Source organism: Hymenobacter swuensis DY53 (assembly GCF_000576555.1).
GTDB classification, from domain to species: domain Bacteria; phylum Bacteroidota; class Bacteroidia; order Cytophagales; family Hymenobacteraceae; genus Hymenobacter; species Hymenobacter swuensis.
On sequence record NZ_CP007145.1, the window covers coordinates 2,213,411 to 2,237,523 of the forward strand.

At 63.5% G+C, this 24,113-nt stretch carries 21 protein-coding genes and 1 pseudogene; 4 read left to right on the forward strand and 18 right to left on the reverse strand.

The window, feature by feature from the left end:
* Positions 1-3 precede the first annotated feature (3 nt).
* From HSW_RS10755 to HSW_RS10840, 17 genes are all read right to left on the reverse strand, one after another.
* Complete coding sequence (locus HSW_RS10755) at positions 4-1,008, reverse strand: MlaD family protein (RefSeq protein WP_044001927.1); 1,005 nt, start codon at positions 1,006-1,008, stop codon at positions 4-6.
* Positions 1,009-1,076: 68 nt separating this feature from the next.
* Positions 1,077-1,859 carry an ABC transporter ATP-binding protein gene (locus HSW_RS10760; RefSeq protein ID WP_231501391.1) on the reverse strand — a complete coding sequence of 261 codons (783 nt, stop codon included), beginning with the start codon at positions 1,857-1,859 and terminating at the stop codon, positions 1,077-1,079.
* Positions 1,860-1,871: 12 nt separating this feature from the next.
* Complete coding sequence (locus HSW_RS10765; RefSeq protein ID WP_316931423.1) at positions 1,872-2,786, reverse strand: MlaE family ABC transporter permease; 915 nt, start codon at positions 2,784-2,786, stop codon at positions 1,872-1,874.
* Positions 2,787-2,957: 171 nt separating this feature from the next.
* Entirely contained in the window at positions 2,958-3,182 is a 225-nt protein-coding gene (locus tag HSW_RS10770; protein ID WP_044004534.1) for a YgaP family membrane protein, read from the reverse strand.
* A 207-nt stretch (positions 3,183-3,389) separates the two neighbouring features.
* Complete coding sequence (locus HSW_RS10775; RefSeq protein ID WP_044001928.1) at positions 3,390-5,924, reverse strand: cation-translocating P-type ATPase; 2,535 nt, start codon at positions 5,922-5,924, stop codon at positions 3,390-3,392.
* A 465-nt stretch (positions 5,925-6,389) separates the two neighbouring features.
* A complete protein-coding gene (locus HSW_RS10785) occupies positions 6,390-6,575 on the reverse strand; it encodes a hypothetical protein (protein WP_044001930.1) in 186 nt (61 codons plus the stop codon).
* A 76-nt stretch (positions 6,576-6,651) separates the two neighbouring features.
* Complete coding sequence (locus HSW_RS10790) at positions 6,652-7,503, reverse strand: universal stress protein (protein WP_044001931.1); 852 nt, start codon at positions 7,501-7,503, stop codon at positions 6,652-6,654.
* Positions 7,504-7,598: 95 nt separating this feature from the next.
* A complete protein-coding gene (locus tag HSW_RS10795) occupies positions 7,599-8,465 on the reverse strand; it encodes a universal stress protein (protein ID WP_044001932.1) in 867 nt (288 codons plus the stop codon).
* 202 nt (positions 8,466-8,667) lie between these two features.
* On the reverse strand, positions 8,668-9,489 hold the full coding sequence (locus HSW_RS10800; protein ID WP_044001933.1) for a universal stress protein: 822 nt from the start codon (positions 9,487-9,489) through the stop codon (positions 8,668-8,670).
* A gap of 31 nt (positions 9,490-9,520) precedes the next feature.
* On the reverse strand, positions 9,521-9,730 hold the full coding sequence (locus tag HSW_RS10805; RefSeq protein WP_044001934.1) for a hypothetical protein: 210 nt from the start codon (positions 9,728-9,730) through the stop codon (positions 9,521-9,523).
* A gap of 20 nt (positions 9,731-9,750) precedes the next feature.
* Complete coding sequence (locus HSW_RS10810; RefSeq protein WP_044001935.1) at positions 9,751-11,205, reverse strand: BON domain-containing protein; 1,455 nt, start codon at positions 11,203-11,205, stop codon at positions 9,751-9,753.
* Between the two features lie 370 nt (positions 11,206-11,575).
* Entirely contained in the window at positions 11,576-13,063 is a 1,488-nt protein-coding gene (locus HSW_RS10815) for a L,D-transpeptidase scaffold domain-containing protein (protein WP_155832925.1), read from the reverse strand.
* 156 nt (positions 13,064-13,219) lie between these two features.
* Positions 13,220-13,984 carry an LOG family protein gene (locus HSW_RS10820; RefSeq protein WP_044001937.1) on the reverse strand — a complete coding sequence of 255 codons (765 nt, stop codon included), beginning with the start codon at positions 13,982-13,984 and terminating at the stop codon, positions 13,220-13,222.
* 74 nt (positions 13,985-14,058) lie between these two features.
* Positions 14,059-14,889, reverse strand: coding sequence for a DUF6544 family protein (locus HSW_RS10825; protein ID WP_052346349.1), 831 nt, complete (start codon positions 14,887-14,889; stop codon positions 14,059-14,061).
* Positions 14,890-15,024: 135 nt separating this feature from the next.
* Positions 15,025-15,366, reverse strand: a complete 342-nt coding sequence (locus HSW_RS10830) for a hypothetical protein (RefSeq protein WP_044001938.1) — start codon at positions 15,364-15,366, stop codon at positions 15,025-15,027.
* Between the two features lie 85 nt (positions 15,367-15,451).
* A complete protein-coding gene (locus HSW_RS10835; protein ID WP_081768367.1) occupies positions 15,452-16,918 on the reverse strand; it encodes an amidohydrolase family protein in 1,467 nt (488 codons plus the stop codon).
* 59 nt (positions 16,919-16,977) lie between these two features.
* Positions 16,978-18,399, reverse strand: coding sequence for an MBL fold metallo-hydrolase RNA specificity domain-containing protein (locus tag HSW_RS10840; RefSeq protein ID WP_044001940.1), 1,422 nt, complete (start codon positions 18,397-18,399; stop codon positions 16,978-16,980).
* A 504-nt stretch (positions 18,400-18,903) separates the two neighbouring features.
* On the opposite strand from HSW_RS10840, the pseudogene HSW_RS10850 reads away from it, so the two are divergent.
* A pseudogene (locus HSW_RS10850) lies at positions 18,904-19,473 on the forward strand (recombinase family protein).
* A 97-nt stretch (positions 19,474-19,570) separates the two neighbouring features.
* Here HSW_RS10850 and HSW_RS10855 read toward each other — a convergent pair.
* On the reverse strand, positions 19,571-20,185 hold the full coding sequence (locus HSW_RS10855) for a hypothetical protein (RefSeq protein WP_044001942.1): 615 nt from the start codon (positions 20,183-20,185) through the stop codon (positions 19,571-19,573).
* Positions 20,186-20,284: 99 nt separating this feature from the next.
* Between HSW_RS10855 and HSW_RS10860 the strand changes: the two genes are divergently transcribed.
* The 3 genes from HSW_RS10860 to HSW_RS10870 all read left to right on the forward strand — a co-directional run bounded on the left by HSW_RS10860 (position 20,285) and on the right by HSW_RS10870 (position 23,960).
* Entirely contained in the window at positions 20,285-20,707 is a 423-nt protein-coding gene (locus HSW_RS10860) for an IS1/IS1595 family N-terminal zinc-binding domain-containing protein (protein ID WP_044001943.1), read from the forward strand.
* A 141-nt stretch (positions 20,708-20,848) separates the two neighbouring features.
* Positions 20,849-22,384, forward strand: coding sequence for a hypothetical protein (locus HSW_RS10865; RefSeq protein ID WP_044001944.1), 1,536 nt, complete (start codon positions 20,849-20,851; stop codon positions 22,382-22,384).
* A gap of 73 nt (positions 22,385-22,457) precedes the next feature.
* Positions 22,458-23,960, forward strand: a complete 1,503-nt coding sequence (locus HSW_RS10870; protein ID WP_081768369.1) for an MFS transporter — start codon at positions 22,458-22,460, stop codon at positions 23,958-23,960.
* Positions 23,961-24,113: the final 153 nt, after the last annotated feature.

The following is a 24,113-nucleotide window of genomic DNA, read 5'->3' on the forward strand; positions in this document are numbered from 1 at the left end:
GGATTAGTCGGTGGCCGGCGACTCGGCGGCAGCGGCCGGCACTGCCGTCGCGGCGGCCTGCTTTCTTTGCTGCCGACGCAGGTAGCCGCGTAGCAGGAAATTGTGCTGCAAGGCGTCCATGCTGTGATTGAAGCCGGCGGTACCCTGCTCGACGTGCTGCATGGTTTGGCGCAGCTGCCGGCTGGCGGTGGTGTCGTTGAGCAGCGTGTGCAGGGGGCCGGCGCCGGTGGCCACCTGACGTTTCAGGTTGGCCAGTAGAGCACCCAGCGTGTCGGAAGTGCCGGCCAGGCCCCGGGAGGCGTGCCTCAGCTGCCCAGCGAAGGCCGTGTCCGTGAGCAGGTAGCCCAGCAGCCCCCGACCCTGCCGCACTCCGCCGGTGAGCCGGGCCACATCGTTCGAGGCGGTGCTGAGCTGGGTGGTTGCCTCGGCGGCGTTGCGCAGGCTGTGGCGCAGGTTGTCGGCCATCTGCTGGTCGTCGAGTAGGCTCCAGAGAGCTTTGCTGTCGTTAAGCTTGCCGGTAATCTGGCGCAGGTCGCGGGTAATGTCGACCAGGTTTTTATTCGATACGTCGAGGGTGCCCAGCAGGTCATCCACGCCCACGGGGCGGCGGGTGCGCAGCAGGTCGCCGGGCTGCACGGGCGGGGCCGCGCTGGGGCCGGCCGTGAGGTTGATGATGGTGTTACCCACCAGCCCGTCGGTGCCGATGGCGGCCACCGCGTTTTTGCGCACGAAGGGCTGGGCGTCACGGTTCAGGTTGATGGCCACGCGCACGGTGCTGTCGTTCAGCAACTCAATGCGGCGCACCGTGCCCACCGTGATGCCACCCAGCCGCACGTTGTTGCCTGTAAGCAGCCCCGACACGTTACGAAAATCGGCCCGCACCTCGAAGCTGCGGCTGAACAGGTTCTGCTGCCGTCCCAGCAGAAAAAGCGTCACCAGCAGACACAGCGTGCCCACAACCACAAACAGGCCCAACTTCACATAATTTCCGGTCGGACGTTGGGGCATAGTGGTGAGATAGTTGAGTAGTGAGTAGAAGGAACATCATGCTGCGTTACGCGCTGCATGACGTTCTTTCAGGCAAAAAACTCGTGCACTTTCGGGTCCGAATTACGGGCCAATTCCTTATATGTCCCTTCCGCGTAGCAGCGGCCGTCTACCAGTAGCACCACGCGGTCGGCCACCAGGCGTACGCAGTTCATGTCGTGCGAGATGATGAGGGCCGACGTGTGGTATTTCTGCTGCACGTCGCGGATAAGGTGGCTGATTTCGCGGGCCGTGACGGGGTCGAGGCCGGTAGTGGGCTCGTCGTAGAGGATGATGTCGGGGCGCAGGATGAGGGTGCGGGCCAGGGCAATGCGCTTGCGCATGCCGCCCGATAGCTCAGCCGGCAGCATTTCGGCCGTATGGCCCAGGTCCACGTCGTCGAGGGCCTGGCGCACCAGCGCGTCTTCCTCGGCCGGGCCGTGAGCCAGCCAGTGGCGGCGCAGCGGGAAGAGCAGGTTTTCGCGCACCGTCATCGAGTCGTACAGGGCGTTACTCTGGAAGAGAAACCCCACTTTGGCCCGCAGCCGGTCCAGGGCGTCGTGGTCGAGGGCGGCCACGTCCTGACCCAGCACGGCGATTCGGCCAGCATCGGCTGGCAGCAGGCCAATGATGCACTTAATGAGCACCGACTTGCCCGAGCCCGATTTGCCCAGCACCACCACGTTTTCGCCCCGGTGCAGCACCAGCGAAAAGCCGCGCAGCACGTGGTTGTCGCCAAACGATTTGCTGACGTTGTCCACCGTCAGCACCATTTCCGCCGCGGGGGCAGTCGGGCGGGGCATTTCCTGCAGGACAGAGGCGGGCGTCAGCATGGCCGATTGGCGTTAGTTGAGGCCCAGCAGGCCGGTAACCTGCACGGCCAGCAGGTCGAGCAGAAAAATAACCAGCGACGACACCACCACGGCCGAGTTAGCGGCCTGTCCCACGCCCTCGGTGCCCTTGTTGGAGAAGTAGCCCTTGTAGCATCCGATTAGCCCGATGGTAAACCCAAAAAAGAAGGTTTTGAGAACGGCCGGCAGCACGTCGCCGAAGGTCAGCCCGCTCAGCACGTTGTTCACGAACAGCGCCAGCGTGGTGGTGCCCTTCATGTTGATGCCCAGATAGGAAGCGTACAGGGCAATGACATCGGCCAGGATAGTGAGCAGCGGCAGCATGAGTGTGGTGGCCAGCACCCGCGTGGCCACCAGGTACTTAAACGGGTTAGTGCCCGATACTTCCATGGCGTCGATCTGCTCGGTCACGCGCATCGAGCCCAGCTCGGCCCCGATGCTGCTCCCGATTTTGCCCGCAAAAATCAGCGCCGTAATAATCGGCCCCATCTCGCGGATAATCGTGAGTCCGACCATCACCGGAATCCACGATTCGGCCCCGAACTGGGCCATGGTGGGCCGGCTTTGCAGCGTGAGCACCAGACCCATGATAAAGCCCGTAATGCCCACCATCGGCAAGGATTGATAGCCTACCACGTAGCACTGGTACAGCAGCTCGGCCAACTCGTAGCGCGGCCGGAACCCCTCCCGGAAGAAGCGCTTGGCAAAGCTGGTGATTTTGCCGGCTTCGGCCAGTAAGGTGTTGATAGGCATAGTGGCGCGGGATTGGTTTAGCGGTAGAAGTGTATCAACAAGCGCCGCCGGACGGGCTGCTGCTACTTCCGGCATGCCCTCAACCCTGACCAGCGCCAGCCCGGCCTGCACCATGTTGGCCATGCCGGTGAGCAGCGCGTTGGGGGTGAAGGCCATGATGGGGAGGGGATTTTGTGGGAAGTTTGTTCTGATAAGACTTCGTCTCCCAGCCCCCTCCCAAAAGAGAGGAGGAGTCGGACGAATAGGTTAGGTGGATTGAACGGTATAAAGACGCGACACTTTGCGTCTCTATACCGCTTAGATTGTCTGGAAAGACGCATAAACAAGTCAGACGCGGGGCGGGTGGTGCGTATTCAGGCCAAACAGCGCGTAAAGCGGACAGTAGCCCAGTATGCCGGTGCCCAGCAGCACCAGCGCCACCGGCACGACTAAGGCGGCTACCCAGAGCTGCAGGGCGGGCGGCAGCAGGTTGCGGCCCACAAGCAGAGCCGCCAGCGTGGCCCCCAGCAGAATGCGGATGCCACGTTCCAGAGAGCCTACGTTTTGTTGCATGATTGACAGTGAGTTAAAAAGGAGAAAAGGCCAGGTCCGGCGCAGGTAGGTTTGCGCTTCATTCATAGGGTAAAGTCCTGCTGGACGGGGTGTTGAGGCGCCTTGTAAAGGTGTCCGAAACCCGCCGGCTTCACCCTGACTATCGTCAGCCCCGCACCTGATTTACCTCAGGCTGCCCGGCCATCAGCGCCGGCTGGCTCCCGTTGGCTATAGGCTCAAAATAGGCTCAAAAGAAGCCAGCCCAACGGCGGGCGTTGTTTTTCGCAGGAGCTTATATACTTCCATCCAGCCCACACCGGCCAGCGCCGCCAACGCACACCAGCCCAGAGCTGCCCCCGAAACCGGCGCAAACCCGAACAGCTGCCGCGCCGTCGGTACGTCCAGCACCGTGAGCAGCAGCGCCAGCGTAACACTCAGCAGCAACCACAGCAGCCGGTTGGGGACCCGAATGGTGCGCCACACCGGCTCCGTAAAGGAACGGTTCACCAAGGCCAAACCAATGTTGCTTAGCACCAGCGTGGTGAACACCAATGTACGCACCACCGGCGCCGCGGCACCCTGCTGCATAGCCGCGTAGTACACGCCCAGCACCGCCAGCGAAATGCCTATGCCCTGCAACACACTACGACCTAGCGCCGGGCCGGCCAGGAAGCTGGCCGGGCGGGGCCGGGGCGGCTGGCGCATCTGTCCCGCTTCAGCGGGCTCGTTTTCGAAGGCAATGGAGCAGGTGGGGCCCATCACCAGCTCCAGAAAGATGATGTGCACGGGCCCGAACAGGTTGGCCAGCGGCCAGGCGGCCAACAGCGGCACGGCCACCGTCAGGATGATGGGCAGGTGGATGGAAACGATGTAGGAAACGGCCTTTTGCAGGTTCTGGTAGATGCGGCGGCCCTGGGCAATGGCTGTCACCATGCTGCCCAGGTCGTCGTCGGTGAGCACCAGGGCAGCGGCCTGGCGGGCCACCTCGGTGCCGCGCCGGCCCATGGCTACCCCGATGTGGGCCGCCTTGAGGGCCGGGCCGTCGTTGACGCCGTCGCCGGTCATGGCCACTACCTCGCCGTTGGCTTTCAGCGCTTCCACCACGCGCAGCTTGGCTTCCGGGAACATGCGGGCAAACACGGCCGTGCGGGCGGCCAGTGGGCGCAACTCGGCATCAGAAAGCGCCAGTACCTGCGCGCCGGTGAGCAGGGTATCGGCTCCGCCCAGGCCTACTTGGCGGGCAATGGCCTGGGCGGTTTCGGGGAAGTCGCCGGTTATCATCTTCACCTGAATGCCCGCTGCGCCGAACGCTTGGATAACCGCCGCGGCGTTGGCTTTCGGCGGATTTTCCAGCGCCACCAGCCCCCGAAACTGCCAGTCGAAATCGTCCTGCGCGGCCGGGAATGGCGCCGCCTGCGCGGCTTCCGCCACGCCCAGGACCCGGTAGCCCTGCCCCGACAGCTCCCGTGTCACATGGCGTACGTACTCGGCGGCGTCGGGCGCGAGGTGGCACACGGCCAGCACATGCTCTACTGCCCCCTTGGCGGCCACCACCAGCGCGCCGCCGGGGGGCTGGCGCACGTGCGTCATCATGGGCGGGGTGCCGGCCAGCGGGTACTCGTGCACCATGGGGTATGGCGCGGCGGCCGCGGCAGGGTCGGTGGTGGCGTGTGCGGCTACCAGGGCTTTTTCCATGGCATCGAAGGGGGCGGTTTCGCTGGCCCAGCGGGCGGTGGCCAGCAGGGTGGCGGCCGTGGCCGGCAGCGCCTGGTTGGGGCCGGGTACGGGCAGCAGCGTGCCGGTGGCGTGGTCGTAGAGCTGGCGCACGGCCATGCCTTCCTGGGTGATGGTGCCGGTTTTGTCGACGCAGATGACGGTGGCCGAGCCCAGGCTTTCCACGGTCTGGGGCTGCTTGGTGAGCACGCCAGCCCTACTCAGACGGGCCGCGCCCAACGCCATGAAGGAACTGAAGGCCACCGGAATTTCCTCGGGCAGCAGCGACATAGCCAGCGTCAGGCCAAAGAGTAGGGCCGTTACCCAGTCGCCGGAGCGGGCGTAGTTCACGCCCCACACCAGTAGAAACGCCCCCGCCCCCAGCCAGGCCATGCGCAGCACAAACCGCCGAATCTGCAGCTGCAGTGGGGTTGGCACGGGTGCAATAGTGTCCAGGCTCTTGCCGATGCGGCCCAATTCCGTGGCGTTGCCCACAGCCGTGACGCGCAGCCAGGCGCTGCCCGCCGTGGTACTAGTGCCGGCAAATACCAATTGGCCGACTGGCTTGGCCACCGGCACCGACTCGCCGGTCAGGATGGCCTCGTCTACAGTGAAGTCGTTGGCCAGCAGCAGAGTGCCATCGGCCGGAATCCGGTTGCCTTCCGCCACCAGCACGGCGTCGCCGACCACTACCTCCGCCACCGGCACCGTCGTCAGGGTGCCGTTACGGGCCACCTGGGCCCGAGGTTGGGTCAGCTCGCGCAGGGCGGCCAGCGCCCGGCCGCTGCGCACCGATTGATACACCGAAATGCCGGAAACCAGCAGCAGCGCCACCAGCAGCGTTACGGCTTCCTCGGCCTGTCCCAGCCCGAAATACGTGGCGCTGGCCGCCAGCAGCAGCACAAACATGGGCTCCGTCACGATGTCGCGCAGCGTTGTGAGCAGGCTGCTGCCGGGCTGCGTGTTCAGCAGGTTGGGGCCGTGCGCTGCTCTTGACGCGGCTACGGCGTCATCGGTGAGCGTATCGGTGGGGAAGAAAGCTGCTGGCATGGAGACAGTTGTTGTATGGATGCTGTAGTCGCCTTACCCTCAACTTCTTCTAAAAAGGAGAGGGGGTTCTAGTTTTAGTGTCGTTCTGCTGCCTGCCAACCACTCCTAATCCCTGGTTTAAGCAGGGGAGCTAGCCCTAACTCTGGCTGCAGATTGGATTCCAAAACAAATAGCAGCGCCAGATTCGCCAGGGTGTTCCCCGCCAATCTGCCGCCGCCATGCGGCTGCTTTTTGAGTGGCTATTTGGCAGGTATTCGGTTGAAAATGGTGTGTCTCAGCGGCCAGCCCTGGCACCCTGTAGGGGGCTGTTGCGGGGTGCAAGGGGACTTCGGTGGTGGGCAGTACCAGCAGTGGCACGGGGCAATCAGCCATCAACTGAGCCGTTACGTTGCGATGGAACAGTTCGCCGACGTAGCTGCGCTGGCGGGCCAGCACCAGTACTAGGTGGGCGGCAATGTCCTGGACCTAGCGCGCTAGCTCCTCCGCATGCAGGGCTTCACCCATCAGTGCGTAGGGGGCGTAGAGGGAGGCCCGATTGACGTGGAGCAGTCCCAGCTCGCCGCGCAGGGGTTGGACCAGCCCATCGGCATACTGCACGGCGCGGTGGGCAGCAGGATAGAAACCTGCCAGAACAACGAAGGTGAGGGGCATGTAGCCGGAGAGTAAATGACGAGCCGTTTGCTGTTTCGAAACGGCGTGGTAAGCTTACCTGCTATGCGCCGACGGTTCAATCAACCGGGGGAACTGGCGCGGCGGGCAGCAGCAGTACGGGTACCGGCGTATGGCGCAGCACGTAGCCGATGACGCTGCCGACGAATACCTGGTGCAGCCAGCCGTGGTCCTGGTCGAGCAAAGCCAGTGTATCGGCCTGTAGCTCACGCACGCCTTGCAGAATGCCGCTGGCCGGCAGGGTGCTGTCTACTTTGTGCAGGCCGCTGCGGATGGCGGCGTTGCCGAGGCCGCAGTGCTGCACGGCCCGCAGGCCTTCCCAGCCGCCGGCGCGTTCTTCGTGGGGCAGCACGCATACCGTTACCAGGTCGGCGGCCAGTGTGTCAAGCAGCGGGGCCAGGCCAACGGCGGCCGGGGAAAGCCGAAAATTCTGGTCTTCCACGGCCAGCGCAATGCGTCTGGGTGGGTGTAGGGCTGTGGCCGGCAGCGATTCGGGCACCAGTAGTAGCGGGCAGCCGGTTTGGTGGGCCAGCGACCGGGTGCGGTTACTGAGCCACTCATCGAGCCAGCCGTGGGTAGCCGAGAGGCCGGCAACGATTAGCTGGGGACGGTACTGCTCAATTGCCTGCTCAATAGCCGCATCCCACGTGGTTTCCAGCAGCTCGGCCGTGGCCGACACCGGCAGCCCGGCGGCCACCTGCGCCAACGACTGCCGGGTTTCCTGTACGTAGCGGGCATCGGTGGGCGGCATCAGCATCACCCCCGATTCGGTGGGAATAGGCGGCAGCGGCGCTACTACGTGCACTAGGTGCAGCTCGGCTCCGAGCGGACCGGCCAGGGCCGCCGCATACGCGCGGGCCCGCTCCGCGGCAGGCGAAAAATCGGTGAGGACAACCAGGCTGGGTTTCATAGCAGAGCAAGAGAGAAAGTGAGTGGAAACACTGGTTGCCGCGTGCTGACGTTGTTACATCCCGGCCGGACGCCTGCGGCGGCGGATCGGGGCACTCAGCTCAGATGCGGCATCCAGCCGGGCAGCTCGGGCGCTTCGGCGGGCAGCAGCAGCACCGGCACGCGGCTGCGGCGCAGCACCTGGGCCGTGACGCTATGGTGAAAAAGCCGCCCCAAGAAGCTGCGGGGCCGGGTAATCAGTACTAGCAGATCGGCCTGCACATCGTTTACGGCCTGCAGGATGCCGTCGGCGGGAGCCAGGTGCCGGGACTCGCACAGCTCGGGGCGCGTGGCCGGGGGGAGCAGGCCGCTCTGGTGCACATTGCCCAGGGCGTGCTGCCCCGGAAAGGCTTCCTGCTCGTGCTCAGTGGCTACATGCACCACGGTATAGGTCGCTGGCCAGGCCGCCAGCAGCGGTGCTACTGCACGGGCTGCCGGGTTGGGCACGAAAGGCTCCGCATCAACGGCCACGGCCACGCGGCGCGGCGGCGCTGCCAGCAGCGCCGCACCTTCGGGCACCAGCAGCAGCGGGCGGTGGGTGGCGCGTAGCACGGGCAGCGCCTGGTTGCGCAGCAGGTTATCGAAGAGGTCGTGCTCAGAACTCAGGCCCATAGCCAGCAGCAGCGGCTGGTAACGGCGCGCAACGTCTTCCACCGCCTCAAACGCGCCCTGCACCGATAGCAGTGCCTCGCTGGGAGCCGGCAGACGCCGCCCCATAGCCTCCAGCCGGCTGAGCGTTTCGGCCTGGCTGCGCACGGCCTGGGCGGTGGTGATGGTGGCCAGTTCGGGGTCCAGTATGGGGTCGTGGTAGAGGTGGAGCAGGCGCAATTGGGCGTGCACCGGCTGCCCCAGCACGGCCGCGTAGCGGGCCGCCTGCTCGGCAGCCGGCGTCAGGTTGGTGAGTACGACGATGGAAGGTAGCATGGGGAAGGGGGGGATTGGAAGGAAGTGTCTGCGCTGGAGGTTGGTTGGGTATAGAGGTATCCAGGCACGTCATGCTGAGCGCAATCGAAGCATTTCTCCCGCAGTGGTAATCAAATTACTTTGGCAGCGAAGCGGTAGAGATGCTTCGATTGCGCTCAGCATGACGTTCTTTTCTCCTCAATTACAATCCGTACTCCTCCACCTAACCCTCAGCCGGCAGCACCAGCACCGGAATCGGGCTTTCCTGGATGAGCTGGGCCGTAATGCTGCGGTGGAATAGGCCGCCGAGCAGGCTGTGACGACGGGCCACCACCACCACTAGGTCGGCTTCGCGGCGGGCAGCTTCCTGCAGAACGCCGCCCGTAACAGTCGGCTGGTAGAGTTCCGTAACGCTGGTTTCCGTTAGCGCATCGGCTAGGTCATTTTCCCGCACGGTGGCCAGCACCGCTGCGGTGCCGGGCCGGGCGTGCTCATCGTCCGTGATGTGCAGCACCTCAAGGGTGCCCTGCGTAGCCTGCAGCAGCTGGCGCAGCACATCCTGGTGCTCAACGAGGCGGAACGACTGTCCATCGACGGCCAGCAGCAGGCGCCGGGGCGGAAACGAGTCCCAGCCCACGGTGGGTACAATCAGCAGCGGGTGCGGCGCGTGGCGCAGCAAATCCATGGCGGTGCTCACCACGATTTCCTCGGGGGCGGTGGCCGAGCCGGGGCGGCCCAACACCAGCAGCAGCGGCTGGTGCCGGTCTACGGCTTCCTGCACGGCATCAGGCAGGTACTGCTCCGACACGTCTACGTCGGTGGGCACGGGCTGCTCGGCGGCCAGCTTCAGCAGCGCACGGTCGGTGCGGCGTTCGGCTGATGGGGTGTGGCGGCTGCGGTATTCGTCGGGTGCCAGCAGGCCGTCGTGGCGCACGTGCAGGAGTACCAGATGGGCGTGCAGGGGCACAGCCAGCCCGGCAGCGTAGGAAAGGGCCCGATTCGAGACGGCAAAAAAATCGGTGAGGACAACCAGCGAAGTACTCATGGCAGAAAGGAAATAGGGATGAACATTGACATCAGTAAGGCCAAGCGGCCGCGGGCACCGGCCGCGACGGCCGGACCGGTGGGGTGGGCAGAAACTCCTGTTCCCACTCTCTGGCTAACAGCGCGTCGGCGTCCTGCGCGGCCCGCAGCGTGTCGGGGCTAATGGAAAGCGCCGAAATAGTACTGCCTATGCCATCGTAGCGGGGCAGGCCCCGAGAAAATTTTTGCGCGTAGGATTTCATCGGCTAAGGTTGAAAAGGCACTAGCCGACGTAGGCCGCTGATGTCACGCGCAGATGATTGTTCACGTCGCGGGCCCCGGCTTCGTAGGCTTCCTGAGCGGCCTGTCGGCGGTCCAGCCAGGTGTGCACGGTGCCCAAGAGCGTCACGCGGCCCTTTTCTGCCTGTATCTCTATTTCCTGAGCATGCAGCGTTGCCGACCAGTAGCAGCGCCGCCGAATGTTTTCGGCCAACGTGTGGTCGGAGAGAACCCCGGACGGGGCACCGGGTGCGGCGTTTTCCAGCGGCAGCATCTCGGTGGGGTTAGGCTGGCCGGGCAAGCTGAGTCGGTTTTCCACTTCCACCACCTCGTTCACGCCGGCCGCAATGTCGCCGGCCTGGGCTTGCTCAAAATGGCTGCCAACCTGTCCGTAGAGTGTGGCCTTGCCGTGCTGCACGTTCACCACAAACGAGTAGTGCCCCAGGTACGGGTCGCGGGCCAGTGCATCTACGATGGTGGCCTGAATGTCGGCGTCGGGAGAAGTGCGCTCGGCGCGCACCTTCAGCAGGTTGTGCACATCGCAGACGCCCACCACAAGGCGGGCATCCTGCTCGGCTACCTGGCGGGCCCGAAGGTTGCTCACGCTCCCAGCCAGCGTCACGGTGCCATCGTGTACCTGCACCAGAGGAGCAAAGGCCTGCACCCGTGGGTCAAGGCGCAGCGCGTCGCGCACGGCTTGCGCAATATCGGTGTCGGCTTTGGGAGCGAATTTGTCGCGGCGCAGTTCTGGGCCCAGCGCCCAGGCCGCCACAAACAAGTCACGGGCATCAACGTGCTCCGCACCGGCCTGATAGGCAGTGGCTATGATGCGGGCCTTTTCGGCGGCTGAGCCCACCGTGCCCGACAGGTGCACCACCTGTTGAGCGGTGCGTACCTGCACCAGCGCACTGTTCACCCGAATGTCCCAGTCGAGCAGCTCCCGGATCTGGATAGTGATATCCTCGTCGGAATTTAACACCTCGGCCCCGCGGCTTACCAGCCGGTCGGCGTTGATTTCGTGCACGCCACGCACGCCTTCCACCACGCGCAGCACCAGCTGCTTTTCCGCCCACGACTGCACAGTACCCACCAGCCGCACTGTTCCGGCCTGCACGTAGCAGCGCACGTTATAGTCGCTGGTGGCGGGGTCGTCGGCGAGGGCGCTGGCCACGGCGCTGTGCACGGCGGTATCGGGCAGGTCGGGCGTGTTCACGGTCAGCTCGTTGATGACGCCGCGCACGCCGCGCACGGCCAGCGCAATGTCCTCGGCCCGTTGCCGCGAGAGCAGGCTGTCGGTGCTGCCGCTCAGCTCCACGATGCCGTCTTTCGTGACGACATCAATCAGGTGCGAAGTCACCCCTTTGCGGGTGAGAAATAGCATCTCGACAGCGGCCGTAATGTCCGCGTCGGCCAAAGATTCCGCGTTAGCGGGCGGCGTGAAGGTGGCAGTAGCTAGCATGGTGAATGAGGGAAGAAATGAGAGAAAGGTGTGCGGCAACCGAAGTCGGCCCGCCGCCTGGCAGCGGGCTGCCCCGGCGCTCAGCGGCACTAGGCGGCGGGGTGCTGATTGGTGCCGCGCAGATAGGCACTGAATACAGCCAGCGTAGCCAGCAGCAGCACCGTGAACATGAGAGTGGGAGTGACCATGGCGAGGGAAAGTTGAGCGAGCCCACAGGCTTGCGGTGAATGAAATAACTGCTCCAAAATTCAGAATAATGAATATATAATGCCCTGATAAGCATCTGTTTGCCGGGTGACTTTTGTCATGTAAATTCCCTGCCCCTGCGTCGGCGACAAGCAATCGGCAAGCGTGGGCCGCCAGAAAAACGCTACGAGCGGGGGCCGAACAGGGCGCGGCGCAGGGGCTCGTCGCGGCGGTACACGTCGGGGAAAAACTGTAGGTGGCCGTGCTCGGCGGTGCAGGTGGCGTAGCGCACGTACAGTGGCATCGGGCGGCGTAGGCGAACGTCGCGGGGCGTGGGCTGGCGGGCGCACTCGGCCTCGCCGGGCAGGTGCACCGGGCGGCCCTCGCGGCGCAGCAGGTAGGCAGCCAGCGCCAGCGGCTCCTGCAGGCGCATGCAGCCGTGGCTCATAGCGCGGTCGGGCCGCTCAAAAAACTGCCGCATGGGCGTGTCGTGCAGATACACCGAATACGGATTGGCGAAGCGGAATACGATGTTACCCAGGGCATTGTCGCAGCCCGCCGACTGCCGGATGGTGAAGCGGAAGTTCTGGGCCGTAACCGCCGTCCAGTTCACGCGGTAGGGGTCCAGATACCGGCCACCAGCGTCGTAGAGCGAGTAGTTGTTACGGGCCAGGTAGCCGGCATCGACTTTCAGGCGGGGCAGGATTTCCTTGGTGGCAATGGAGCGGGGCACGTGCCAGTCGGGGGCCAGGGTGAAGTGCGTGAGGCGGCTGCTGAGCGTAGACGTGGGCGTGCGGGGCTGCCCCACAATCACGCGGTGGCGGCGCACCACCGAGTCGTGCACCACCACCAGCAGCTCATAGGCTGGGATATTGATAAGAATGTAGCTGGAGTCGCCGGGCAGGGCATCCCAGCGCCACCGTTCCAGATTCAGGGCCGCCTGCTCATACTGGGCCTGTCGCCCGGCCACCGAATCAGCAGGCGCGGGCAGGGTCAGCCAGTGGGCCAGGGCCTGCTGGAGCTGCCGGTACTCGCGGTGGCGGGGCTGGCCGGCTACCATAGCCGCTGGCACCGCGCCACCGCCCAGGGCCGCCCGCAGTACTGGCGCCGGCCGCCACGCCCGCCCGGCTGCTTTCTCCGCCCCCGACCACGCGTACGGCTGCAACCGGCCCCGGCTCAGGTCGCGCATAAAGCGCAGGGTGGCGTCGCTCAGGTATACGTCCAGCAATGCTTGCTGCCGGACGTGTTGGGCCGGCAGCGCGGGCCGCCGCAACGAGTCGCGTAGGGCCTGCAGGCGCGGCCAATGGTAGTCAGTCGGGCGCAGGCCGTGTTCCAGGGCACGGGCCAGCTGGGCCAGGGCCGCCCGGGCATCAGCCGTCACCGAATCAGTGGCCAAAGTCCAGGCAGGGATAAAGTCGGCACCGTAAAATGCCCGCACATCGGGGCCGGCCTGCAGCCCCAGGCGCGCTTCGGCCCCGGGCACCACTGCCGTATCCAGCAGCTGCCGTATCTGGTCCGCTACGAGTGGTTGCGGACGAGCGGGGGCACCGGCCAGCGCCTGCGCAACCGGCATAGGCTGCTGCTGCTGCTGCTGCACTGATCCACACCACTGCCCGGCCAGGGCCAAGCCAAAACAGCAGCAAACAAGACGGATGGCAGCCGGAGCAGTCATAGGATGGATATAAGTGCAGAAAACGCCGGTGGGTTAGGTGTTTGCAGCATCCGGCTGGTGCTGGGGTCAGTTTGGCGGGAGAGATACTGCGCCGAACTCACCACGACACTGTCTCACTCAGAATGACGTCCTTTTGACATTCATTTTTCTTAATCGTCACTCCCAAAACCACCACCAGCGGCGGGGGCGGTGGGTGGCGGTCAGTTGAAATTTGAGCACGGCGTGCTGCTCGATGTGGGCCAGGGCTTCCTCTACCGAATCAGTGTAGGTGAGCAGCTGCAGATCAGTGGGCGCTACCATGCCCTGCGCCTCCAGGCGGGCCAGCAGCGCCGGCAGCGGCTGCCAGTAGTCACGCCCCACTACCACCACCGGGAAGTTCTGAATCTTGCGGGTCTGGATCAGGGTCAGGGCCTCGAACAGCTCATCCAGCGTGCCAATACCGCCGGGCATGATGATGAAGGCGTAGGAATATTTGACCAGCAGCACCTTGCGCACGAAAAAATAGTGGCAGGCGAGCCACTTGTCGAGGTAGGCATTGGGCCGCTGCTCCTGGTCCAGCACGATGTTGCAGCCCACCGACAGCCCGCCTGCCTCGCGCGCACCGCGGTTGGCGGCCTCCATAATGCCCGGCCCGCCGCCGGTCAGCACCGTGAAGCCCTGCCGGCTCAGGCCCGCGCCTAGCTGCCGGGCCAGCTCGTAGTAGGGCGAGCCCGCTGCCACCCGCGCCGACCCAAAAACCGATACGCACGGCCCCACGAAGTGCAGCGCCCGAAATCCGCGTAGAAACTCGTGTAGCACGGTCCAGAGAAAGCGCATCTCGCTACGGCGGCTGCGCGGCCCGGCCAGAAACCGCCGTTCCGCCCGCCCGGCACTGCGCGCGGCGGTGTTAGGTTTCGGGACAGGAGCAGCAACAGCAGGCATGGCAATGGGTAAGAAGCAGCAGGGAAAAGGGAAGCTGATGCGGTAGCTACCCCCAGTCGTGGACCATAAGGCGGCTAAAATGGCTCCAGCGGCTCGTAGTGCAGTTCCTGCACCGTGAAGCGGGCGTAGGGGCGCTCCTGTCCATCCAACACCCACATGCCTTCCAGCAGCGTGGGCACCCGCACGCCGTGCAGCTGCTGGTAGTCACTAAACCGGCCCCGCCACGGCAGCAGCTGGTTTTCGCCTTGATAGCGCTGGGTTTCGCACTGCACCAGTTCACCCTGGTGGTCAAAGCTGAACAGGTATTGCAGCGTCTGGCCGCCGTACGTGAGGGTGAGGCGGGCTGAGTGCTCGTCTATGGCCGACCACTGCAGCCGTTCGGAGGGCAGCAGTGCCGTGGGCAGGAAGGCGCATTCGCTCAGCCAGCGCAGCAGCTCGCCCTGGTCGAAGTGCGGGCCGGTGCCATCCACTATCGGCACGGCTCCCAGCAGACGCACCCGCAGGCGGCCGTGGCCATCCACGAACTCGTCGCGGGCCGTAAACTGGCGGCTGGTGCCCTGCCAGATGAAAGCGGGCGGGTCGGCCATGATGTACTGTTCGCCTGCTATGTCAACCCAGCCTTTATCGAGGTCGGTTTTGAACTGGCCGGTGTGGCGCAGCCGGACGCCGCGCAGGTAGGGCTGGCCGTCGGGCAGCACCCGGCGGAAGTAGCGCTGCACCGGGGCCGGCAGCCCGATTAGTTGGGCTTCGTGGTAGTGGCGCGGCGCGGCGTCGATGACGCCGGCAAACAAGTCGCGTACATCCTGGCGCAGCTGCCGGGCGGCCAGCGCCCGACTTACCAGCACGGCCGCTCCCGCCGCTCCCAGTGTGGCGGCCGTCAGCCATACTTTGGTGGTCGTTTTCATAAGTGAAGCAAACAGCAAGAGCGAGAGGAAAAGAGCAGATAGCGCGAATTAGAAAATTGACAATCAATAATTTGTATAAGTTTTTGTGCTTGCCGATCCGCGGTTGGAGTGCCCTGCGGCGCTGGTGCCATAGCCCTACTGTTGCACCAGCTGGTAAGCCGTGATGAGCAGGATAAGCAGCACGATGCCGGAGTAGATGCGCTGATTATACCTGGCCAGCCAATTGGGCAAGTAGATGTCGAAATTGTCGGCCAGGGAGCTGGAGTAGCGGCGGGCCAGCACCGTGAGCGGGCACCTCAACCGGAACAGCAGCAGCACCAGCCCTTCCGTCGCAATCAGACCGTAGCCCAGCCACAGCCGCCAGTCGAGCCGGCCCGCTACCGCCGCGTACAGCATGTAGAAAATGACGCCGTTGAAAAACAGCCAGATCAGTGTGTGCAGCGTCTTGATCAGCGTCAGGCTCAGGTGCCGGGTCATGGTAGAGAGAATGAGTAGCAGCTCAGAGTATATCCTGAGAGTTGTCGCGCTTCGGCAAGTTCAGCACGACAACTCCCCAAATACGCTAGTGAGTCGACGCTGCCGGTTCGGGTCGGGCGAGCTGCGCGGACCGTGCGGCGTCGGCGGCCAGCGCGGCCAGCGCGCTCTGGTTGAGCACCCGGCCGCGCAGCACCACGGCCCGCACCCGGCGCAGGTTGCGGATATCCTCCAGCGGGTTGCCTTCGAGCAGCAGCAGGTCGGCGTGGTAGTCGGGCGCAATCTGGCCTAGGTCGAAGCGGTGGCCAGCGGCTATGGCGGGCACAACGGTAGCCGCCTGCAGGGCCTGGCCGGGGCTAAGGCCGGCGGCCACCAGGCAATCCAACTCATCGAGCAGACTTGCGCCGTGAAAGACGTAGGGTACCGGCCCACCCGCGCCGGATCCGGCCATCAGCGGCACGCCCAGCCGCTGAAACTCCGCCACCATCCGGCGCCGCAAAGAGTCGATGGCGTGGGCCGCCTCGGCGGGGCGGCGGGCCTCGGCGGCCGCCCACTGCTGGCGCACGGCGGCGGGCACGTAGCGCAGGCGCGCATCGTTGGGAGTAAGGTCCCGGTGTTGTTGCGCGGCGCCGGTTAGCAGCATCGGTATCACTACGGTTTGCTGCCGGGCCAGCGCCTGGCCCAGCACCTGGCAGCGCGCCAGGCTGAAAGAGGCCGCAATGGCTTTCTGCTGTCCCGCAATCCGGGCCGGCAGATCACCCAGCGGCTGGGAGCCTGCCAGGGAGTGGGCACGCGCCGCCGCCAGTTCCTCTTCGCGGGTAGAGCAGCCCAGCAGCAGCTTATCGGTACCCTCTATCCAGCGGTGCCCGGCTGAGGCGGCTTCCAGGGCCAGCACTGCTTCGGGGATGGGCCCCACCAACGGAACGTGCCAGGTACGGGCGGCTTCCGCTACCCCCAGATAGGCCTCGCGCGGGAGCTGCACGGTGGTCGTGAGCCCGCGCCAGCCCTCTTGCAACAGCGCCTCGGCCTGGGCGCGGCCTTCTGCGCGGGTGGCGGCCCGGTGCCGGCCGGCCCCGTTCGGGCCATCCACCACGCCCCCGGCCAGCTCGATGCGGGGGCTGGATTGCTGGCCGCTTTCCAGGGCGCGCACTATAGCCAGCAGCTCAGCGCGGGGCCGCCCGGTGCTCTGGTCGCGGATGCTGGTGATGCCGTAAGCTACGTATAGCGGCAGGGCTTGCACGTCGGCGGCGGCATCAAGCACGCACACGCGGCTGTCCCAGAGGCCCGGCACCAGGTACAGGCCGCGGCCGTTAAGGCGCTGCACCGCCCGCCCCGTCGGCGCCTGCTTGCCCACCGACTCAATGCAGCCGTCGCGCACCACCACCGTACGGTCTTCCAGCACGTACTCGCGCACCACGTCCACTATATTGACGTGCGAAATCACCAGCAGGCCGGCCGCCGGCAAGGGGTGCGGCGGGGCTATGGGCGGGGTTTGGGCCTGCCCGGCGGTGAAGCTCAGGCAAGCCAATAGCCAGGATAAGACGGACGTTTTCATACAATCCAAGTCGAAAGCTAGGGAGTCGCATCAGGGTTAATGCGGGCGGAATGGTCTTGCTAGATGCCCTCGAATAACCGGGCGGCTTCCAGGTAGTCGGGTACTTTCACGTTGGGCCAGTGGTGCTCCTGGCGCAGCGTTTCGGCCAGGGCTCCGGCGGCTTCCGGCTCGCCGTGCACCACGAAGGTGCGCTTGGGCGGCTGCTGGAAGTTGCTTAGCCAGCGCAGCAGCTCTCCACGGTCGGCGTGGGCCGAGAAGCCGTCTAGGTGCTCGACGTGGCAGCGCACCGGCACCAGCTCGCCAAACATCTTCACCTCCGACTCGCCGTCCTGCAGGCGGCGGCCGCGGGTGCCTTCGGCCTGGTAGCCGATGAGCAGCAGCGTGTCCTGGGGGCGGGGCAGGCGGTGGTAGAGGTGATGCACGATGCGCCCGCCGGTGCACATGCCGCTGGCCGAGATGATGATGGCCTGGCCGGCTTTATCATTAAGCGCTTTCGAGTCCGGGGCTTCCGTGACGAAGTGCAGCCCCGGAAAGTCGAACACGTTGCCGTGACCCAGCCGGTGCGCCGCCGGGTGGCGCGGGTACAAATCCGACACCCGAATACCCATGGGGCTGTCCACGTACACCGGCACCTGAGGCACGCGGCCCTCGGCGCGCAGGTTTTTGAGGTAGTAGAGCAACGTTTGGGTGCGGCCTACGGCAAAGGCCGCCACTAGCAGCACGCCGCCCCGGCCCAGAGCCTCGTTCACCACCCGCGCCAGTTCGGCCTCGGGGTCTTCGATGCGCGTTTCGCGGTTGCCGTACGTGGATTCCACCAGCAGTACATCGGCCTGCCCTATGGCCGCCGGGTCGTGCATCACGGGGTTGTCGTAGCGGCCCAGGTCGCCGCTGAATACCAGCTGCTTGCGCTGGGTGGTGCCCTGCACGCCCAGCTCCGCAATGGCCGAGCCCAGGATGTGGCCGGCCTCGCGGAACGTGAGCGTGAGGGAACCCTCGAGGAAAGTAAGGGGGGCGTCGTAGGCCACGCTTTCCACCAGCGGCAGCACCTGCTGCACATCGGCCTGGGTGTAGAGGGGCTGGGCAGGGTGATGCTTGGAGTAGCCTTTCCTGTTGGCGAAGGCCGCTTCCTCTTCCTGCAGCTTGGCCGAGTCGAGAAGCATGATGCTGAGCAGGTCGGCGGTGGGCTCAGTGCAGAAGATGCGGCCCCGGAACCCGTCGCGCACCAGCTTGGGCAAGTAGCCACTGTGGTCGATGTGGGCGTGGGTGAGCACCACGGCCGCCAGCCCGGCCGGGTCGAAGGGCAAACTTTCCCGGTTGCGCAGCCGTAGCTCCTTCAGCCCCTGAAACAGGCCGCAATCGATGAGCACCTGGCGCCGGCCGCCGGGCGCACCGGGCATGTCGCCACTGCCATCGAGGGTGAGCAGGTACTTGGACCCCGTGACGCAGTGGGCGGCACCGAGAAATTGCAGACTGACATCCATGAGACAAGGGAGAAGGTGAAGCTGCTGCAAGATTGCCGGTCCTGATGCCAGCTCCCATGACGGAAATCAGCCCGCCAACTAACATTCAGCATAGTGCGGGCCGGGCCGAGCAGGGGCTTTGCCTAACGTTTCATGTTGCTGCCGCTGCTGCTCATGGTGCCGTCCCTGCTCATCCTCACCGACTGTCTTGTCCTGAATAAGTTGACAGTTTCGTCGGGCGCAGGTCAAGAGGTGGGTCATGTAGTTATCGTTCCAGCCCGCGTTACGTCGTTGGGCTCGCAGACTTTCGGGGTTTTCCTTGCTGCAAGAAGTTGAAAGCCAGTTTGTGCAAGACAGCGAAGTTTCAGGTCGCTACCCGGTCGCGGCTGCGGGCCTCATTCTCGTGGAAGGCGAAGTCTAGCACCCAATGCAGGCTGTTTTCGATGGTTCAGTGGCGGCAAATAGCCCGGATGAGCACGGCCGTGGCATCGGGACAACTGGTTAAGTAGTAACGCCACTCGCCTGCTGGCCAGTTTGCGCAAAGGGCGGACCGTGTATATCTATAAACTAGATCGGCTGGGGCGCCCACTCAAGCACCCGCTGGGCATGGTAGCCGAGCTGGAGTTTAAGAGCGTGTTTAGGGATTTATGAAAATGTCGTTTCCGTCATGCTTTGACAGGCGGCCGCCAGATGAAGCGTGACGTTCTTTTTACATTCCCAAACATACTCTAAAGGGTAGGGCTGGCCTCGCTTACAGATGCCATTAACACGACCTCCGCCCAGAGACGGCTTGTGTTTAACCTGTTTGCCTCGCTGGCCGAATTCGAGCGAGAGCTCATCCAGGAACGGACCTACGTCAGCTTAGCAGCCGCTCGGGCGCCGTGCCGCGTTGGGGGCCGCCGACGGAGACTATCGGAAGAAGCCGAGCGCACGGCCATTGTGGCCGAGAAGATCTATAAGGAACAGAAACTGAGTGTCAATGAGATTGCCCAGCGTCTGCGCATCTCCAAAGTCACCCTCTGCAAATATTTGCGCCATCTGGGCGTCGTTATCCACAGTTATCATAAAGCCATCGTAGCCAAGTTGACCGCTTGAGTTTTGGGCCTACCCATTGGTCAAATTCCTTAACGTGCCATTTATTCCGTTTTCTGAGATGACCACGCATAACGTTCTATCCACTTATCCAGACACCTCAGGCCAGCTGCCCCACCCATACCCAGCCGGTTTGTACCAGCAGGTACTCGTCGTTATCCTCAGGTTGATAGAGATTGTGCGGTTTTTCGAGGGCCCAGGCGGGCCAGCCGTCGGGGTAATCAAACGAATCCACCAGTATTTCCCAGGGGTACGTCTGCCACGTCAGCTTATCCGCGCCGGGTAGTTCCCAGTATTCCGCCGGCAGGGGTGGGCCTTCGGGGGCAGGTTCTCCGAATAGTGTGCGGTAGTAGTTTGCCCTTGCACCGATTCCCGCTACTACCTGGGAGCTATGTGCGAATTCCGGCTCTACCAGCCATATGGCGGTATACACTGGTTCGGCTAGCGCAGCCAAGGCCGGTTGCCACACGAAGAAGGTCGTAAGCAGATGCTGGGTCGCCAGTTGCCGCACCTGCTTCGGCGGCTGCCGGTGGTGCCAGTGCCACGGGTGCAAGCCCAGCTTTTCATAGTAGTACTGATGCTCCAGCAGGGTGTCAATAGAGAAAGGGGCTACCCAGGTGCTTTCGGCCTGGAGCCGCCTCAGATGCCGCTTGCCGCCTCGTAACTTCTTGTAATCCCGGTAGTAGGTGCCGCGACGATGCTTTATTGCCCTCATGCTTGTGCGTTGAGTATGGGAGACAAAGTAATATTTGCTAAAATGCTATATCTTTACTAATTACCTATAGGTTGTCTGTAAGTCCTTACTCACCATTGCATGTCCCAGCTGCGTTGTCCCAAGTGCGAATCGATGGAAGCCACCAAAAGCGGCGTGGTAGGCGGGCGGCAGCGGTTCAAGTGCAAGAATTGCGGCTACCACTACTCGGTGGCCAAAACGGGCAAGGAAACCAGTCCCTACTACGTAATTAAGGCATTGCAACTGTACGTGGAAGGCGTGAGCTACCGCGAAATTGAGCGCCTGCTGGGCGTGAGCCATGTATCGGTAATGAACTGGGTGAAGAAGTACGGGATGAAGGCCCCGCGCCAGACGGAGTATCACCCGACCTATAAAATCCTGAACCAAAAGGAACTGGCAGAATTCTTTCAGAAGCCCGAAAACCTGAAAGGAGCGGGGTTGGTGGTAACGGAGCTAGGTGATAAATACATGATGATCAAGTGGGAACGGTTTAAACAGGGGTAAGGCTATACCTGCTTAGCGGAAGTATAGTTGGAATGTGGCGTAGCGGCAGGGATTTTTCTACTTGGGCTACTACTTCGTCGCCCTGGCAGCGGCGGCGGGGTTTTCGCTGACCTTCCCACTCCCCAGATTTCCACCCCACTCATGCAAAAAGCCCGTTACGCCCTCACCTTAAGCGCGCTGCTGGCTGCCGCCGGTGCCTCCGCCCAGGTAACCCCCCCGCCCCCCGCCGAGACTCCGGCTCCGCCGCCCGCCGCGCCGGTTCCGGTGGTGGCAGCTCCCGCTCCGCCTCCCACGGAATCAGCTCCGTACGGGCCGGGCATGAAGGTGAATATCTCGCCCGATGGCTCCAAGTACATTCGCTTCATCACCTGGCACCAGATCTGGACGCGCTACACGGAAAACAACACCGGCACGTTGCGCGCCCCCGGCAAACCGCAGTCTGATCAGATTGATTTCTCGCTGCGCCGCTCCCGCTTTATCGTGCTGTCGCAGCTGAACCCGCGGTTTCTGGTGTACACCCACATCGGTATCAACAACCAGACGGCCGTGAGCGGCGGCACGGCCCCCACGGTGGATGGCAAAAAGCCCCAGCTGTTCGTGCACGAGGCCGTGGTGGAGTACAAGGTGAATAAGTACCTGAACCTGGGAGCTGGTATGCACTACCAGAACGGCCTCTCGCGCATGACGCGCTCCAGCACCATCAACTACCTCACGCTAGATGCGCCGCTTACCAACTGGCCCGTCATTGAAGCCATCGACCAGTTCGTGCGGGGCATTGGGGTGTACGGCAAGGGCCGCGTGGGCAAACTGGACTACGTGCTGTCGGTGAACGAGTCGTTCCTGACCAACCAGACCGGCGCGTTCAGCACGCCGCTGGGCCTGGGCACCACCACGGGCACGGGCAGCGCGGCTGTGAACCGGGGTACCAACACGGCGCAGTACAATCCGCAGGGCACTAACCATGTGTATCAGGGCTACGCCAGCTATGAGTTTCTGGACCAGGAAGCCAACCTGCTGCCGTTCAACGTGGGTACCTACCTGGGTTCCAAGCGCGTGTTCAACATCGGGGCCGGCTTCTTCTACAATAAGGACGGCATGGTGTCGCGCTCCAGCAACAGTGTGCTGGATGCTGCGGGCATTGCCGCCACTACGGCGGCCGGCACCAGCGCCTTCAATACGGTGCCGGTCGACAAGCACGACATTGCCCTGTTCTCGGTCGACGCATTCTTTGACACGCCCATCAATAAGGAAACCGGCACCGCTTTCACGGCCTACGCCGTGTACTACAACTATAACATGGGCCCCAACCACGTGCGCTTCATTGGGGCCGCCAACCCCGGCTGGGGCACCGATGCCCGCCGCGGCAACGCTGTGCCGCACTCCGGTACCGGCAACGTAGGTTACGTGCAGGCCGGCTATTTGCTGCCAAAAAGCCTGCTGGGCCCCAAACTGCGGGTGCAGCCCTACGCCTCCCACCTGCTGGCCGGCTACGAGGGCCTGCGCACCAGCAGCGGCGAGCAGAAGAACGTGAACATCTTCGATGCCGGCGCCAACTTCTACGTCGATGGCCACAACGCCAAATTCACGCTCAACTACCGCGCCCGCCCCGATTTTACGGACGTGAACAACGTGAACTACAAGCCGGAAATCACCCTCCAGACGCAGGTAGCCCTGTAGCATTACAGATGCCAGTTGGCAACTGGCAACACACAACCGATAACTCATCTTCCCACTTTACTTCTCACCCATCATGCACCAGAACTTACCGCAGCGCGACGCCTACGCCGGCGCCACGCCCCTGGGTGGCACTCCCGTCGCCGACGATGCCGTGGCCCACGACAACAACGCCGTTTCGACCAGCAAAATCTGGCAGGTGATTACCGCTTCCTCGGTGGGTACAGTCATTGAGTGGTACGATTTCTACATCTTTGGCTCGTTGGCCGCTATTATCGGGCCGGTGTTGTTTGGCTCCACGGGCAAGCTGGAAGACTCCCTGCTGGGCGCGCTGGCTGTATTTGGGGCCGGGTTTGTGGTGCGGCCGTTCGGGGCCCTGTTCTTCGGCCGTATCGGTGACATGATCGGGCGCAAGTATACCTTCCTAGTTACGCTGCTGATTATGGGCGGGGCCACCTTCGTGACGGGCTTGGTGCCCAGCTACGATACCATCGGCATTGCCGCGCCCCTGATTGTGGTGGTGCTGCGCCTGCTGCAGGGCCTGGCGCTGGGCGGCGAGTACGGCGGAGCCGCCACCTACGTGGCCGAGCATGCCCCCGATAAAAAGCGGGGCTACTTCACCAGTTTTATCCAGATTACTGCCACAGGCGGGCTGATTCTGAGTATCTCGGTGATTGTGATTACCCGCAAAATAATGGGTGAAGAAGCTTTTAAAGAGTGGGGCTGGCGCGTGCCGTTCCTGCTGTCGGGGTTGCTGGTTATTGCCTCGTACTACATTCGTCGGAAGCTGCATGAGTCGCCATTGTTTGCCAAGGCCAAAGCGGCCGGCACCACCAGCACCAACCCCCTGCGCGACTCCTTCGTGAACCCTGTAAACCGCCGGCTGGTGCTCATCGCCCTGTTCGGGGTGACGATGGGCCAGGGCGTAATCTTCTATACCAGTCAGTTTCAGGCCTATTCTTTCATGAATAACACCCTGAAAATGGACCTTGTGGATTCCAGCACTATTTTGGTAGTATCAATGCTACTGGCCACGCCGCTGTTCGTGTATTTCGGGGCTCTTTCGGACCGTATTGGCCGCAAGCGCATTATTATGACCGGTATGATTTGCGGGGCGCTGTTCACCATTCCGCTGTTCTATGGTATCAAGGCATTTGCCGGGCCACTCACTGAAATTACGCCCGCTACCGTGGATGCCGCTGGCAAAGCCGTGCCTGCCGTCATGAAAGCCCTGACGCCGAACATTCCCGCTATGATTGCGCTGACGTTTATTCTGGTACTGTTCGTGACGATGGTGTACGGGCCCATTGCCGCTTACCTGGTGGAGCTGTTTCCCACCAAAGTACGTTACACTTCCCTTTCGGTGCCCTACCATATTGGCAATGGGGTTTTCGGAGGCTTCGTGCCGCTGGTGGCCACCTGGATTGGGGTGTGGGCCGCCACCCAGCCGGAGGGCACCTTTGCCAAAGACCACAGCAGCCTCATCGGGCTGGCGTACCCCTGCATCATCGCCCTGATCTGCTTCTTCATCGGGGTGGCCTACATGCGCGATGTGCGCAACGTGCGCATCATGGACTAGTAACCGGGTGCCAAGTGCCTGGTACCGTTAAAAGTCCGCTGCGCCGCTGGTGCGGCGGACTTTGGTATGAAAAGGGAAGGGCTGGCTCAAAGAGGTAGTGCGAAATCTTTCGCAGATGAGTGCCCTGGCAGATGAGGTAGCCACTTTTTAGTT